Origin of the sequence: Pseudomonas sp. R25(2017) (assembly GCF_002112565.1) — a bacterium.
GTDB classification, from domain to species: domain Bacteria; phylum Pseudomonadota; class Gammaproteobacteria; order Pseudomonadales; family Pseudomonadaceae; genus Aquipseudomonas; species Aquipseudomonas ekonensis.
Window position 1 is genome coordinate 87,915 of sequence record NZ_NEHZ01000015.1, and the last position, 13,774, is coordinate 101,688.

Annotated in this window: 15 protein-coding genes; 10 read left to right on the forward strand and 5 right to left on the reverse strand. The window is 64.0% G+C overall.

From position 1 onward, the window contains the following. Positions 1-129: 129 nt before the first annotated feature. The gene (locus CAG31_RS19430; RefSeq protein ID WP_085584148.1) at positions 130-618 is read right to left on the reverse strand and encodes a DUF3015 domain-containing protein; all 489 of its coding nucleotides are present in this window, start codon (positions 616-618) and stop codon (positions 130-132) included. A gap of 284 nt (positions 619-902) precedes the next feature. Between CAG31_RS19430 and CAG31_RS19435 the strand changes: the two genes are divergently transcribed. After that, a complete protein-coding gene (locus CAG31_RS19435) occupies positions 903-3,341 on the forward strand; it encodes a Lon protease family protein (RefSeq protein WP_085584150.1) in 2,439 nt (812 codons plus the stop codon). Between the two features lie 311 nt (positions 3,342-3,652). Beyond that, positions 3,653-3,970, forward strand: a complete 318-nt coding sequence (locus CAG31_RS19440) for a hypothetical protein (protein ID WP_085584152.1) — start codon at positions 3,653-3,655, stop codon at positions 3,968-3,970. 18 nt (positions 3,971-3,988) lie between these two features. Here the strand turns inward: CAG31_RS19440 and CAG31_RS19445 are convergent, their stop codons facing one another. After that, a complete protein-coding gene (locus tag CAG31_RS19445; RefSeq protein WP_085584154.1) occupies positions 3,989-5,809 on the reverse strand; it encodes a hypothetical protein in 1,821 nt (606 codons plus the stop codon). A gap of 160 nt (positions 5,810-5,969) precedes the next feature. Here CAG31_RS19445 and CAG31_RS19450 point away from each other — a divergent pair, with 160 nt between their 5' ends. From CAG31_RS19450 to CAG31_RS19460, 3 genes are all read left to right on the forward strand, one after another. Further along, complete coding sequence (locus tag CAG31_RS19450; RefSeq protein ID WP_085584156.1) at positions 5,970-6,458, forward strand: TIGR00645 family protein; 489 nt, start codon at positions 5,970-5,972, stop codon at positions 6,456-6,458. 162 nt (positions 6,459-6,620) lie between these two features. Beyond that, positions 6,621-6,926, forward strand: a complete 306-nt coding sequence (locus CAG31_RS19455; protein ID WP_085584158.1) for a DUF6482 family protein — start codon at positions 6,621-6,623, stop codon at positions 6,924-6,926. Positions 6,927-7,051: 125 nt separating this feature from the next. Further along, positions 7,052-7,669: an FKBP-type peptidyl-prolyl cis-trans isomerase gene (locus tag CAG31_RS19460; RefSeq protein WP_085584160.1), complete on the forward strand. Its 618-nt coding sequence runs from the start codon at positions 7,052-7,054 to the stop codon at positions 7,667-7,669. 128 nt (positions 7,670-7,797) lie between these two features. Here CAG31_RS19460 and CAG31_RS19465 read toward each other — a convergent pair whose 3' ends face one another. The 3 genes from CAG31_RS19465 to CAG31_RS19475 all read right to left on the reverse strand — a co-directional run bounded on the left by CAG31_RS19465 (position 7,798) and on the right by CAG31_RS19475 (position 9,728). Next, positions 7,798-8,055 carry a hypothetical protein gene (locus CAG31_RS19465; RefSeq protein WP_085584162.1) on the reverse strand — a complete coding sequence of 86 codons (258 nt, stop codon included), beginning with the start codon at positions 8,053-8,055 and terminating at the stop codon, positions 7,798-7,800. A gap of 202 nt (positions 8,056-8,257) precedes the next feature. Then, positions 8,258-8,599 (reverse strand): zinc ribbon domain-containing protein YjdM, encoded by a 342-nt coding sequence (locus CAG31_RS19470; protein WP_085584164.1) that lies wholly within the window; start codon positions 8,597-8,599, stop codon positions 8,258-8,260. A gap of 160 nt (positions 8,600-8,759) precedes the next feature. After that, a complete protein-coding gene (locus CAG31_RS19475; RefSeq protein ID WP_085584166.1) occupies positions 8,760-9,728 on the reverse strand; it encodes a polyprenyl synthetase family protein in 969 nt (322 codons plus the stop codon). Positions 9,729-9,969: 241 nt separating this feature from the next. Between CAG31_RS19475 and rplU the strand changes: the two genes are divergently transcribed. The 5 genes from rplU (at position 9,970) to CAG31_RS19500 (ending at position 13,709) form a co-directional block, all read left to right on the forward strand. After that, positions 9,970-10,281 (forward strand): 50S ribosomal protein L21, encoded by a 312-nt coding sequence (gene rplU / locus CAG31_RS19480; protein ID WP_003228361.1) that lies wholly within the window; start codon positions 9,970-9,972, stop codon positions 10,279-10,281. Between the two features lie 35 nt (positions 10,282-10,316). Continuing rightward, positions 10,317-10,574, forward strand: a complete 258-nt coding sequence (gene rpmA / locus CAG31_RS19485) for a 50S ribosomal protein L27 (protein ID WP_085584170.1) — start codon at positions 10,317-10,319, stop codon at positions 10,572-10,574. Positions 10,575-10,767: 193 nt separating this feature from the next. Next, positions 10,768-11,991: an Obg family GTPase CgtA gene (gene cgtA / locus CAG31_RS19490; RefSeq protein ID WP_085584172.1), complete on the forward strand. Its 1,224-nt coding sequence runs from the start codon at positions 10,768-10,770 to the stop codon at positions 11,989-11,991. A gap of 123 nt (positions 11,992-12,114) precedes the next feature. Further along, positions 12,115-13,233, forward strand: coding sequence for a glutamate 5-kinase (proB, locus tag CAG31_RS19495; RefSeq protein ID WP_085584174.1), 1,119 nt, complete (start codon positions 12,115-12,117; stop codon positions 13,231-13,233). An 11-nt stretch (positions 13,234-13,244) separates the two neighbouring features. Continuing rightward, positions 13,245-13,709 (forward strand): CreA family protein, encoded by a 465-nt coding sequence (locus tag CAG31_RS19500; protein WP_085584176.1) that lies wholly within the window; start codon positions 13,245-13,247, stop codon positions 13,707-13,709. The last annotated feature ends 65 nt before the right edge of the window (positions 13,710-13,774 follow it).

Genomic DNA, 13,774 nt, shown 5'->3' on the forward strand with positions numbered 1-13,774 from the left:
GGTCAACCCATGCGGGAGCGAGCAGGCTCGATTCCACCGTCATTGCTGATGACTGGCCGGCATTTCCCGACAGAGGGCCGCTGCGAAAGAACAAAACCCGCTCCCCGAAGGAAGCGGGCGGGGCCTGGCTTAGGCCTGGGTCGCGTACTTGGCCAGGCGAGGGTCGGCCTTGAGGACGGCCAGGGTGTTGGTGTGCACGTCCTCGGCGGTCACGTCAGCCTTGCTGAAGATCTGCTGGAAGTGTTCGTGGGTCACGGCGGCGAAGTGCGCGCGGTCTTCCGGCGCCACGCCCAGCACCACGGCGTAGGTGGTCAGCGCTTCGCCCTGGCCCTTGGCCATGTCTTCGGACAGCTCGTTCATCATGCCGTTCATGGCGAACCAGGACTTGCCGCCGTAGGTCAGCGCCGCGTTGGTGGAGCAGCCGTTGGTGCCGGAGGTCATGCCGAACGTCGCGTTGCCGGAGGTGCCGTTGGTGGTGGAGGCGAGGAAGTGGGCCGGCGTGCCGCGCTGGCCTTCGAACAGCATGTTGCCCCAGCCGCAATCAGGGCCGCCCGGCGCCTGGGCCATGGCATTGATGGATACAGCGGTGAAGAGAGTACCGAGAAGAATCCGTTTCATAGCTTTGTTCTCTTTATGTGCGTACCAATGGACAGGGTTCTGGCCCCCCCAAGCTCTGTGCGTACAGACCCGAACGGCGCCAGTGGGCCGGTATTCGTTCCAGCCGCGCAGCTTGGAGTTTAGGCACGTTCGCCGGGTTCCGTCACATTTTCCTTCAGATTTGCGCACGGGCCGGCTTTTCGTGAGGGCGCAGGCCGGCGCATCGCCGCAAGGCGCCTTGCCAGTGGGTACGGGCAGCGCCAGAATGCCTCTTATCTGCCCCGCCTGATTGTTAAGGAAGCCCGATGCCTGATCCTGTTGCCGCCAGTTTGCGTCTGGCGCCCGAAGCGCTGACCCGTCCGTTTTCCGCTGAACAGTTCAGCTTCACCACCACCAACGATCTGGAGCCCTTTCGCGGTGTGCTCGGCCAGGAACGCGCGGTCGAAGCCCTGCAGTTCGGCGTGGCCATGCCGCGCCCCGGTTATAACGTCTTTGTCATGGGCGAGCCCGGCACCGGCCGCTTCTCGTTCGTCAAACGCTACCTGAAGGCCGAAGGCAAGCGCCTGCAGACCCCGGCGGACTGGGTCTACGTCAACCATTTCGACGAGCCGCGCGAGCCCCGCGCCCTGGAGCTGCCGTCGGGCACCGCCGGCGCCTTCATCAATGACATCAACGGCCTGATCGACAACCTGCTGGCGACCTTTCCGGCCGTCTTCGAGCATCCGTCCTACCAGCAGAAGAAGAGCGGCATCGACCGCGCCTTCAACCAGCGCTACGACCGTGCGCTGGATGTGATCGAGCGCCTGGCCCTGGAAAAGGACGTCGCCCTGTACCGCGACAGCAGCAACATCGCCTTCACCCCGATGTTCGAGGGCAAGGCGCTGGACGAGGCGGAGTTCGCCCAGTTGCCGGAAGCCGACCGCGAGCGCTTCCACGACGATATTTCCGCGCTGGAGGAACGCCTCAACGAGGAGTTGGCGAGCCTGCCGCAGTGGAAACGCGAGTCGAGCAACCAGCTGCGTCAGCTCAACGAAGAGACCATCACCCTGGCCCTGCAGCCGTTGCTGGCGCCGCTGTCGGAAAAGTACGCCGAGAACGCCGGCGTCTGCGGCTACCTGCAAGCGATGCAGGTGTACCTGCTCAAGACCGTGGTCGAGCAACTGGTGGACGACAGCAAGACCGACGCCGTCGCCCGCAAGCTGCTGGAGGAGCAATACGCCCCGAGCCTGGTGGTCGGCCACCCGGTCAGCGGCGGCGCGCCGGTGGTGTTCGAGCCGCACCCGACCTACGAAAACCTGTTCGGCCGCATCGAGTACACCACCGATCAGGGTGCGCTCTACACCACGTACCGGCAGCTGCGCCCGGGTGCGCTGCACCGGGCCAACGGCGGTTTCCTGATCCTTGAGGCGGAAAAGATGCTCGGCGAGCCGTTCGTGTGGGATGCGCTCAAGCGCGCCCTGCAGTCGCGCAAGCTGAAGATGGAGTCGCCGCTCGGCGAAATGGGCCGCTTCGCCACCGTGACCCTGACCCCGCAGCACATCCCGCTGCAGGTCAAGGTGATCATCATCGGCGCCCGGCAGCTGTACTACGCGCTGCAGGACCACGATCCGGACTTCCAGGAGATGTTCCGCGTCCTGGTGGACTTCGACGAAGACATCCCGATGGTCGACGAAAGCCTGGAGCAGTTCGCCCAACTGCTCAAGACCCGCACCTCGGAGGAGGGCATGGCGCCGTTGACCGCTGACGCGGTGGCGCGCCTGGCCACCTACAGCGCTCGCCTGGCCGAACACCAGGGGCGGTTGTCGGCGCGGATCGGCGACCTGTTCCAGCTGGTCAGCGAAGCGGACTTCATCCGTCACCTGGCCGGCGACGAAATGACCGACGCCGGCCACATCGAACGGGCGCTGAAGGCCAAGGCCACCCGCACCGGGCGCGTGTCGGCGCGGATCCTCGACGACATGCTCGCCGGGATCATCCTGATCGACACCGACGGCGCGGCGGTGGGCAAGTGCAACGGGCTGACGGTGCTGGAGGTCGGCGACTCGGCGTTCGGCGTGCCGGCGCGGATCTCCGCCACGGTGTACCCGGGCGGCAGCGGCATCGTCGACATCGAGCGCGAGGTCAACCTCGGCCAGCCGATCCACTCCAAGGGCGTGATGATCCTCACCGGCTACCTGGGCAGCCGCTATGCGCAGGAATTCCCGCTGGCGATCTCCGCGAGCATCGCGCTGGAGCAGTCCTACGGCTACGTCGACGGTGACAGCGCTTCGCTGGGCGAGGCGTGCACGCTGATCTCGGCGCTGTCCAAGACCCCGCTCAAGCAGTGCTTCGCCATCACCGGCTCCATCAACCAGTTCGGCGAGGTGCAGGCGGTCGGCGGGGTCAACGAGAAGATCGAAGGCTTCTTCCGCCTCTGCGAAGCCCGCGGGTTGACCGGCGAGCAGGGCGCGATCATTCCCAAGGCCAACGTCGCCACGCTGATGCTCGATGAGAAGGTGCTGGCGGCGGTGCGCGCCGGGCAGTTCCACGTTTATGCGGTGAGCCAGGCCGACGAGGCGCTGAGCCTGCTGGTGGGCGAGCCGGCCGGTGAGCCGGACGCCGACGGCCAGTTCCCGGAAGGCAGCGTCAACGCTCGCGTCGTGGAGCGTCTGCGGGTGATCGCCGAGATGATCAGCGAAGAGGACCTGAAGGAGGCCGAGAAGGAAGCGGCCCAAGAGGCATTGGCCGAAGCCAAGCCGGCCTGAAGGCCGATGCGGTAAACCGGTGGGAGCCCGCCTGCGGGCGATTGCGGCGTGTCATTCGACATCTGTCTGTCTGACGTTCCGCCATCGCCGGCAGGCGGGCTCCCACCGTCGCATTTAGGCGGGAACGTGCGGGAAAGTGCCATCACTCTGGCGCCAAAATTCACACAATGACCATTCGGCGCCTTCTGGTCGTATCCGGTTGGCGCAGACGACTTTTCTTCTATTCTCAGCTCAAGGACATCGAGAGCATCACTGGATCGAAACAGCCTTCCCTTGAGGGTTGAACACCGGCTTCACCGAGGGTCGCCGCCATGTCGCGCAACCTCTGCCTCACCCGTCAGTGCCTGGGTCTCGTGACCCGTATCGAATGCGCCATCAAGCCCCTGGCCGGCGACACCGGCATGTGGACGCTGCTCTTCGCCGCCGGCATGGCCGGCGAACAACCTTCCGCCATCAAGGCCCAGGGCCCTTTCCACGGGCCGGTCGCCGCCGAGTCGATCCTCGACACCATCGTCGAAAGCCTCACGATGCACGGTTATGAGCTGGCCGACGATCCGCAGATCTGGAGCCTGCACCTGCAAGCCCAACTGCGGCAGATCAACGGCGGCCGCAGCCGCAGCCTCAACTGAGCCTTCCGGGTCCGGGGCTCAGGGGGCCGTGCCCGGTGCCTGAGCCTTGTCGAGTTTGACCTCAAAGCCGTACTGCACGGTGGCGAGGTCGGTTCGCCGGTAGGTTTCCACCTGCGTGGGACGACCGTAGAAGTAGTGCACGCCGAAGATCGCCGGGCCCTCTGCGCCCGCGTCGTGGCTGACCGAAAGAATCTGCTTGAGGTACTGGCCGCTGCCGTCCTTGACGAAGAAGCGCCACTGGTCGGCCGCGAACCGCTTCAGATCCACCACCAGCATGTTGTTGCGGATGTCCAGGCCCTTGGGCAAGGACTTGGCGTCGAACGTCTGCTTTTCCACCGTGGCCAGGAACAGCGGCATGGAGCCGACCGCAAACGCCGGGGTTTCCGGGAACAGGTTCAGATCGTAGGTGATCGTGCCCGACAGCGGATCGACCTGGTACGCCTCCGGCGGCAGTTCGATCGGCTCGTCCCGTTCGCCGTTGCGCTTTTGCGTGAAGAAAGTCACCGGGCTGTCGCCGGGGCTGAAGTCCTCGCCGAGCAGCTCATCGTTGAAGGTCTTGCGGTGATCGAACTCGATCCGGGCGGCACTGGGCTCCTCCACCGACTGGCGGATGCGGATGCTGTCCTTCAGCTGCTGCTCGGTCAGGGCCGCGCCCTTGAGCCAGTCCGCGGCCTGGTCGTCATACACCGTCACCGGCAGGTCCAGTGGCTGCACCGCCTTCGCAGTGGTGTGCGGATCCAGGTGGCGCACCGGCAGATCCAGCGGCTTGCGGGTCACGCTCACGTTCGAGAAGTCCAGCACGCTCACTTCGAGGGTCTCGACCGGGCCATGGAAGTACACCTTGTTGTAACGGCGCGGGTGCTGGCGCTCGAAGGCGCTCTGGCCGTCGTTGAGCTGTTTCTCCAGAGCGTCGCTCCAGGCCTTTTGCTGCTGCAGGTGCGCCAGCTGTTCCTGGTAGAACGCGACCTGCTCCGGGCTCTCGTTGATCGACCCGGCGCGCTTGAGGTACTGGCCGGTGGCGTCGCGGGCCTGGATGATCATCGGGTTGAGCGGTGTGCCGCCGACCTCAGGGGCCAGGGGCAGGCTGTTGCTGAATTCGACTTCGGCGTAGTTCTTCTCAAGCTTGAGCAGCGTGACGCTGAGGTTGCCGTCGGTGCGGGTCTGGCCGATGTCCTGTTTGCCGAGGTCAAAGCCGTGCAGGCGCCCGGGGGCGATGACCTCGATCTCGCCCAGCAGGCTGACCGGCTGCGGCTGGCTCTTGCGGTCGATGTCCAGGCCTTCGATGAAGGGGTAGGACAGCGTCAGGTCGTCGGGGGTGGAGCTGGACGGGCTGAGCTGGATGCCCGGGTCGGTCTCCGACCATTCCGTTTGCCAGGCGATCACCCGTTTGTCGCTCAAGGTCACTGACTGCCATTGCACGCCGTGGGGGAACAGGAAGCCGCCGGGGATGTTGAGGTTGAAGGGGAACACCGGCTGCAGATCGGTGAGGTAGTCGGAGCCGACGTCCTTGCGCAGCACGAACAGGCCATCGATGAACGTATCGACCAGCGCCTGGGGCGTGGGGTAGTGCCTGAGCGCGCCGAGGGCGTCTTCGCCGTACTCGGTCTTGGCCGGTTGGCCGTCGAGCCGCCGCCGGGCGCGTTCGAGCAGCAGCAGCGAACCGCCGAGTTCGGTCACGGCGTCCTTGAGCTTGGGGTCGGTGATGGCGTCCAGCGACTGTTCGAACTGCGCGGTCTTTTCCTCAAGGCTCGGGCCGAGCTTTTCGTCGTCCGGCGAGCAGCCGCCCAGCAACAGGGCGAGGCACATTCCGGCAGTCGTCATCGGCAAGCGCACATCCATTTCCAGTCGTCCTGTCCACTGTCGCGGGGCTGTCAATGATCTGGACACTAGCAGAAAAACTTTGACACACACACGCAGGTGGCGGATTTCCGGGCGGTTTCTGGCGCTCACGGGGGGCTGGTATACTCGCCGCCGATTACAACCCCTTGTGTGAGATTCAATGGAACGCTTTGTCGAAAACGCAATGTACGCCTCGCGCTGGCTGCTGGCGCCGATCTACTTCGGTCTGTCCCTCGGGCTGCTGGCGCTGGCGCTGAAATTCTTCCAGGAAGTCTTCCACGTCATCCCCAACGTGTTCGAGATGGCCGAGTCGGAACTGATCCTGGTGCTGCTGTCGCTGATCGACATGGCGCTGGTGGGCGGCCTGCTGGTGATGGTGATGATTTCCGGCTACGAGAACTTCGTCTCTCAGCTGGACATCGACGACAGCAAGGAAAAGCTCAACTGGCTGGGCACCATGGACTCCTCGTCGCTGAAGATGAAAGTGGCGGCCTCGATCGTGGCGATCTCCTCGATCCACCTGCTGCGCATCTTCATGGACGCCAAGAACGTCGATCCCGAACACCTGATGTGGTACGTGATCATCCACATGACCTTCGTGGTCTCGGCGTTCGCCATGGGTTATCTGGACAAAGTGACCAAGCACTGAGTCGCGATGGGGAAGCTCGCCCGACGGCTTCCCTCTTCAAGCAGGAAAAACACCGCCCGTCCGTTGCAAAACAGACGGGCGGTCTCGTTCATGGCTTGTGCTTTGTCGTGCCGAAGCCTATCCCTGTAGGCGTCCAGACCCGCCGTCGCGTGAGGTGCGCCCATGAACCTGCAAGAGCTGAATGCGTTTGCCGTCGCCAGGAAGGTCGATGAACTGAACCTGATCTCCATGGAGGGCGGAATCTATCTGCTCGAGGCGCGGATGCACGGCGCGGCATACCCGCTCAGCGGCACCGATGGGCAGATGCTGACGCTGCGTTCGGTGGAGCACGCCCGGGATCTGCTGCACAACTTCCCGGTGCTGCCGTTCAACCTGGTGCACACCTCGGTGCACGACGAGATGTGCGGTCTCGGCGCCAGCGGCGAGGAAAGCCTGAAAGTGCCGTTGGCGTGGCGCTCGGCGCTGTAGCGCCAGCGATCCGATCAAAGCCTGGGCATCTGTGCTAGTCTGCTCGCCCTTTTGGTTCCGGGCGCGCCGGGACGCGCTGTGCATGCACGGCCAGTCCCGGGCCGTCCGCACAGCGGAGCAGTGTCATGTCCGAAGTAAATCTGTCCACCGACGAAACCCGCGTCAGCTACGGCATCGGCCGTCAGCTGGGCGACCAGCTGCGCGACAACCCGCCACCGGGCGTCAGCCTGGACGCGATCCTGGCCGGCCTGACCGACGCGTTCGCCGGCCAGCCAAGCCGTGTGGGCCAGGAAGAGATGTCCGCCAGCTTCAAGGTGATCCGCGAGATCATGCAAGCCGAAGCCGCTGCCAAGGCTGAAGCCGCCGCCGGCGAAGGCCGTGCGTTCCTGGCCGACAACGCCAAGCGCGAAGGCATCACCACCCTGGCTTCCGGCCTGCAGTTCGAAGTGCTGACCCAGGGCGAAGGCGCCAAGCCGACCCGTGAAGACAACGTGCGCACCCACTACCACGGTACGCTGATCGACGGCACTGTGTTCGACAGCTCCTACGAGCGCGGCCAGCCTGCCGAATTCCCGGTGGGCGGCGTGATCGCCGGCTGGACCGAAGCCCTGCAACTGATGAATGCCGGCAGCAAATGGCGTCTGTACGTGCCGAGCGAGCTGGCTTACGGCGCGCAAGGCGTGGGCAGCATCCCGCCGCACAGCGTTCTGGTGTTCGACGTCGAGCTGCTCGACGTTCTGTAAGGACTGGCCTGCCTTGATGGCAGGCTAATGTGGGAGCCAGCCTGCTGGCGATAGGATCGACCGGTTCTTTGGGGGCCGCGCGGATGCCATCGTCAGTTGGCTGGATCCCACCGTTCCTGCGGTGGTTTTCATACTTCGATCTTGTTGTGCAATTCACCGGTCGGGCGCAAGGCCCGGGCGTAGCAGAACAGGAACAGATTGCGCACCAGCTCCTTGAGCACCAGCGGTTCGCTGGAACTCAGGCCGCTGACGTCCAGGTCGCCCTGATCCTGCAGTTCATGCAGGGCTTCTTCTTCCAGCACCGCGCAGACTTCCCCGGTTTCCCGATGCAGGATCCGCAGGTAAGGGTGCGGACGGTCCAGCCAGGCGTCGATCAGATAAGTCATGGTTCTCATCTCCATTGAAAGGGTTCAATGAGAATAATTCTTATTCGTCAAATAGCAAGCGCCTATTGGCGGTTTGCGTTTTTTTGCGGGTAAAGATTGCGTAAGGTCAAAACGGCTGGCGTTTGGCCATTGCGTTGCGGCGAGGGGAAAGCGAGGGAGGGGTCGCCATCCCGCGTCGGGCGCGGGATGGCAGGCAGCGGGCTCAGACCTTTCTGACGAACTCGGACTTGAGCTTCATCGGGCCGATGCCGTCGATCTTGCAGTCGATGTCGTGGTCGCCGTCGCACAGACGGATGTTCTTGACCTTGGTGCCGACCTTGACCACCAGCGAGGTGCCCTTGACCTTCAGATCCTTGATCACGGTGATGGTGTCGCCGTCCTGCAGGACATTGCCCACCGCGTCTTTCTTCACGGTGTCTTCGGATGCCGCGTCGGCTTCACCGTTGGCGGACCATTCGTGGGCGCACTCCGGGCACACCAGTTGGGCACCGTCTTCGTAGGTGTATTCGGAATTGCATTTCGGGCAGGGTGGCAACGTGCTCACTAAGGCTCCTTGGTATGAGGATCGTTAAAGGGCGCACATTGTATAGGGTTTTAAGCGAAGCAGGGCATTGCATGCAAAGCACTGCGGGAGCGGACCTGCTCGCGATGGCGTCTGACATGACGCTATCGCAAGCAAGCCCGCTCCCGCAGGGGCAGCAAGATCAGTGCGTGCGGGCGACCGCGAACTCGCTCAGTTCGACCAGCGCATCGCGGTATTCGCTGGCAGGCAGCGCTTCGAGGCACTTGATGGCACGGGCCACGTAGTCGCGGGCCAACTGCGCGGTGTAGTCCAGCGAGCCGGAGGCTTCGACCGCCGCACGGATGCTTTCGAGGTCTTCGATGCCGCCTTTCTGGATCGCCTGGCGCACCAGGGCCGCCTGTTCCGGCGTGCCTTCGCGCATGGTGTAGATCAGCGGCAGAGTCGGCTTGCCTTCGGCCAGGTCGTCGCCGACGTTCTTGCCCAGCGTGTCGGCGTCGCCCTTGTAGTCGAGCAGGTCGTCGACCAGCTGGAACGCCACGCCCAGGTGGTCGCCGAAGGTGCGCAGGGCCTCGGCCTGTTCGGCGGTGGCGCCGGCCAGCGCGGCGGCGCTGTGGGTCGAGGCTTCGAACAGCATCGCGGTCTTGCCGCGGATGACTTCCATGTAGGTCTCTTCGGTGGTGCTGGCGTCGCGCACCTTGGACAGTTGCAGCACTTCGCCTTCGGCGATGATGCGCGTGGCCTGGGACAGGATCTTCATCACCGGCATCGAGCCCAGTTCGACCATCATTTCGAACGAGCGCGAGTACAGGAAGTCGCCGACCAGCACGCTCGGGGCGTTGCCCCACATGGCGTTGGCGGTGGAGCGGCCGCGGCGCATGCCGGACATGTCGACCACGTCGTCATGCAGCAGGGTCGCCGTATGCAGGAATTCGATGGTGGCGGCCAGCAGGCGCAGGTCGTCGCCCTCGCGGCCCAGGGCCTTGCCGCACAGCAGCACCAGCAGCGGGCGCAGGCGTTTGCCGCCGGCTGACGTGATGTAATCGCCGATTTTCGACACCAGCGGCACGCGGGAAGTCAGCTGTTTCTTGATGATGCCGTCGACGGCGCTAAAATCGTCCGCCACCGCGCGGTAGAAAGCTTGGGGTTGCATCAGAGACAGGTGCTCCAGAAGGGTTGCGCGGCATGCTAGGACCCACGTCCGCAGGTGTCAAGGCGCGATGGACGGCCCCTTGCGCGGCGTCGGCGGCTTGCGTACAATCGCGCACCCTGAACTTCCTGGGCAGCACCTGCCTTACGCAATTGCACTTGGGCCGTTCCAGCCCCATGCAGCCATGCCAGCCAATACCTCTTCCTATAAAGAGCTGGGTGAGCAGGATTATCGGAGAAATACCATGTACGCAGTAATCGTTACCGGCGGTAAGCAATACAAAGTCGCTGAAGGTGAATACCTGAAGATCGAAAAACTGGAAGTCGCCACCGGCGAATCCGTGACCTTTGACCGCGTTCTGCTGGTCGCCAACGGCGACGACGTGAACATCGGCGCACCTGTTGTTGCTGGCGCAACCGTCAAGGCTGAAGTGATCTCCCAAGGTCGTCACGATAAAGTCCGCATCATCAAGTTCCGTCGCCGTAAGCACCACATGAAGCGTATGGGCCACCGCCAGTGGTTCACCGAGATCAAAATCACCGGTATTCAGGCTTAATTTCAGCCTAATTCCTCACTAGGAGAATTGAACTCATGGCACACAAAAAAGCTGGTGGTAGTACCCGCAACGGTCGCGACTCAGAAGCCAAACGACTTGGCGTGAAGATGTACGGCGGCCAGGCCATCAAGGCCGGCAACATCATCGTGCGTCAGCGCGGCACCCAATTCCACGCTGGCTACGGCGTTGGCATGGGCAAGGATCACACCCTGTTCGCGAAAATCGAAGGCGTGATCAAGTTCGAAGTAAAGGGCGCTTTCAACCGCCGTTACGTGAGCGTTGTCGCAGCCTGATTGCGAGAATGCTGGAGAAGCCCTGTCTTGCGACGGGGCTTTTTCGTTTGTGGGATGAGTCTCTTGCAAAGCTGTTTGTATGGGCTGTCGGCGTGCGATGCGGGTCGTGTATTGGGGTCGCTGCGCTCATCTTTGCAAGAGTCTTATGTCTTGATTGTTTTTCGGCTCGTCCGTACGGCGAGAGGCGTTGGTTATGAAGTTTGTTGATGAAGTATCGATCCGCGTGAAGGCGGGTGACGGCGGCAACGGGTGCATGAGCTTCCGTCGCGAGAAGTTCATTGAGAACGGCGGTCCGAACGGCGGTGACGGCGGTGACGGCGGTTCCATCTACATGATGGCCGACGAAAACCTCAACACCCTGGTGGACTACCGTTACACCCGGCATTTCGATGCCGAGCGCGGCTCCAACGGCGGCAGCACCGACTGCACCGGCAAGAAGGGCGAAGACCTGATCCTGCGCGTGCCGGTCGGCACCACGGTGATCGACTCGTCCACCCAGGAAGTGATCGGCGACCTGACCAAGTCCGGTCAGAAGCTGCTGGTGGCCCATGGCGGCTGGCACGGGCTGGGCAACACCCGCTTCAAGTCCAGCACCAACCGCGCGCCGCGCCAGACCACGCCGGGCAAGCCGGGCGAGCAACGCGACCTGAAGCTGGAAATGAAAGTGCTGGCCGACGTCGGCCTGCTGGGCTTGCCGAACGCCGGCAAGAGCACCTTCATCCGTTCGGTGTCGGCCGCCAAGCCGAAAGTCGCCGACTACCCGTTCACCACGCTGGTGCCGAACCTGGGCGTGGTCAGCGTCGACCGCTGGAAGAGCTTCGTCATCGCCGACATTCCGGGGCTGATCGAAGGTGCATCCGACGGCGCCGGCCTGGGCATCCGTTTCCTCAAGCACCTGGCGCGCACCCGTCTGCTGCTGCACCTTGTGGATATGGCGCCGCTGGACGAAAGCAGCGCGGCGGATGCGGCGGAAGTGATCGTCAACGAGCTGACCAAGTTCAGCCCTTCGCTGGCTGAGCGCGACCGTTGGCTGATCCTGAACAAGTGCGACCAGATCCTCGAGGAAGAGCATGAGGCTCGGGTCAAGGAAGTGGTCGAGCGCCTGCAGTGGGAAGGTCCGGTCTACGTGATCTCGGCCATCGCCAAAGAGGGCACCGAGCGCCTTACCCGCGACATCATGCGTTACCTGGAAGACCGCGCCGACCGTCTGGCCAATGATCCGGCCTACCAGGAGGAGCTGGCCGACCTCGATCAGCGCATCGAAGACGAAGCTCGTGCCCAGTTGCAGGCCCTGGATGACCAGCGCGCTCTGCGCCGCAGCGGCGTGAAGTCGGTCCATGACATCGGCGACGATGATTGGGACGAGGAAGACGTGGATGACGACGACGGTCCGGAAATCATTTACGTGCGCGACTGATCCGTTGCAGTAAACTTAAGCGCCGCTCAATCGAGCGGCGTTTTGGTATCTGGAAAACGGTAGCCACAAATAACGTCACGGGCGGCGCTGGGTCGCGCTGCCCTCAAGCTAAGGTTGAAGATGATGCGGAGCAAGGTGACAGGTGCGCAGCGTTGGGTCGTGAAGATCGGCAGCGCTTTGCTGACGGCTGACGGCAAGGGGCTGGATCGTGCGGCAATGGGTGTCTGGGTCGAGCAGATGGTGGCCCTGCACGAAGCGGGCGTGGAGCTGGTGCTGGTGTCCTCCGGGGCGGTGGCGGCCGGCATGAGCCGTCTGGGCTGGAGCGCACGACCCAGTGCGATGCACGAGCTCCAGGCGGCCGCCGCCATCGGCCAGATGGGGCTGGTGCAGGCCTGGGAGTCGAGCTTTGCCGAGCATGGCCGGCATACCGCGCAGATCCTCCTGACCCACGACGACCTGTCCGACCGCAAGCGCTACCTGAACGCCCGCAGCACCTTGCGCGCGCTGGTCGAGCTGAAGGTGATCCCGGTGATCAACGAGAACGACACCGTGGTCACCGACGAGATCCGCTTCGGCGACAACGACACCCTGGCGGCGCTGGTGGCCAACCTGGTGGAGGCGGACCTGCTGGTGATCCTGACGGACCGCGACGGCATGTTCGATGCCGACCCGCGCAGCAATCCGGATGCGCAGCTGATCTACGAAGCCCGTGCCGACGATCCGGCGCTGGATGCGGTGGCGGGCGGCACCGGCGGTGCGCTGGGGCGTGGCGGCATGCAGACCAAGCTGCGGGCGGCGCGTCTGGCGGCGCGTTCCGGTGCGCACACCATCATCGTCGGCGGGCGCCTGGAGCGGGTGCTGGATCGCCTCAAGGCGGGCGAGCGTATCGGCACGCTGCTGTCGCCGGAGCGCGGCATGCTGGCGGCGCGCAAGCAGTGGCTGGCCGGGCATCTGCAGACCCGCGGCACGCTGGTGCTGGACGACGGGGCGGTGTCGGCTTTGTCTCAGGGCAACAAGAGCCTGCTGCCGGTCGGCGTCAAGTTGGTGCAGGGCAGTTTCCGCCGCGGCGAGATGGTGGTCTGCGTGGCGCCGGACGGTCGTGAGATCGCCCGTGGCCTGGCCAACTACAGCGCCCTGGAGGCACAGAAGATCATCGGTCAGTCGTCGGATGCCATTGTCGGCCTGCTGGGCTACATGGCCGAGCCCGAGCTGGTTCACCGTGACAACCTGATTCTGGTGTGAGGATGCGTGCGATGCGGATTGCAAAAGGACTGTTGGGGCTGCTGATGGCGTTGCCGTTGGCGGTCTCGGCCGAGGAGATCGGCCAGGTGTCGACCGTGTTCAAGTTCGTCGGCCCCAACGACCGGATCGTGGTCGAGGCGTTCGACGATCCCAAGGTCGACGGTGTGACCTGCTACCTGTCCCGTGCCAAGACCGGTGGGGTGAAGGGCGGCCTGGGGTTGGCGGAGGATCGCGCCGAGGCGTCCATCGCTTGTCGTCAGGTCGGGCCGATCCGGTTCAAGGGTGAGCTGAAGGATGGCGAGGAGGTGTTCAAGGAGCGCACCTCGCTGGTGTTCAAGACCATGCAGGTGGTGCGGTTCCTCGACAAGAAGCGCAATACCCTGGTGTATCTGGTCTACAGCGACCGCCTGATCGAAGGCAGTCCGCAGAATGCGGTGACGGCGATCCCGATCCTGCCGTGGGCGCCTGCCCAGTAGTCATCCGGAGGCTCCCGCAGGGGCTGTGCGCGGCACGGAACCTGTGGGGGCTGGACTGTTGGCGA

What these genes read in the sequence shown, in the direction of transcription:
- rpmA (WP_085584170.1), top strand. Translation starts at nt 10,317, where the DNA reads ATGGCACACAAAAAAGCTGGTGGTAGTACCCGCAACGGTCGCGACTCA.
- CAG31_RS19465 (WP_085584162.1), bottom strand. Translation starts at nt 8,055, where the DNA reads ATGACTTATCTGATCGACGCCTGGCTGGACCGTCCGCACCCTTACCTG.
- CAG31_RS19500 (WP_085584176.1), top strand. Translation starts at nt 13,245, where the DNA reads ATGCGGATTGCAAAAGGACTGTTGGGGCTGCTGATGGCGTTGCCGTTG.
- proB (WP_085584174.1), top strand. Translation starts at nt 12,115, where the DNA reads ATGCGGAGCAAGGTGACAGGTGCGCAGCGTTGGGTCGTGAAGATCGGC.
- CAG31_RS19440 (WP_085584152.1), top strand. Translation starts at nt 3,653, where the DNA reads ATGTCGCGCAACCTCTGCCTCACCCGTCAGTGCCTGGGTCTCGTGACC.
- CAG31_RS19460 (WP_085584160.1), top strand. Translation starts at nt 7,052, where the DNA reads ATGTCCGAAGTAAATCTGTCCACCGACGAAACCCGCGTCAGCTACGGC.
- CAG31_RS19450 (WP_085584156.1), top strand. Translation starts at nt 5,970, where the DNA reads ATGGAACGCTTTGTCGAAAACGCAATGTACGCCTCGCGCTGGCTGCTG.
- rplU (WP_003228361.1), top strand. Translation starts at nt 9,970, where the DNA reads ATGTACGCAGTAATCGTTACCGGCGGTAAGCAATACAAAGTCGCTGAA.
- CAG31_RS19430 (WP_085584148.1), bottom strand. Translation starts at nt 618, where the DNA reads ATGAAACGGATTCTTCTCGGTACTCTCTTCACCGCTGTATCCATCAAT.
- cgtA (WP_085584172.1), top strand. Translation starts at nt 10,768, where the DNA reads ATGAAGTTTGTTGATGAAGTATCGATCCGCGTGAAGGCGGGTGACGGC.
- CAG31_RS19445 (WP_085584154.1), bottom strand. Translation starts at nt 5,809, where the DNA reads ATGGATGTGCGCTTGCCGATGACGACTGCCGGAATGTGCCTCGCCCTG.
- CAG31_RS19475 (WP_085584166.1), bottom strand. Translation starts at nt 9,728, where the DNA reads ATGCAACCCCAAGCTTTCTACCGCGCGGTGGCGGACGATTTTAGCGCC.
- CAG31_RS19435 (WP_085584150.1), top strand. Translation starts at nt 903, where the DNA reads ATGCCTGATCCTGTTGCCGCCAGTTTGCGTCTGGCGCCCGAAGCGCTG.
- CAG31_RS19455 (WP_085584158.1), top strand. Translation starts at nt 6,621, where the DNA reads ATGAACCTGCAAGAGCTGAATGCGTTTGCCGTCGCCAGGAAGGTCGAT.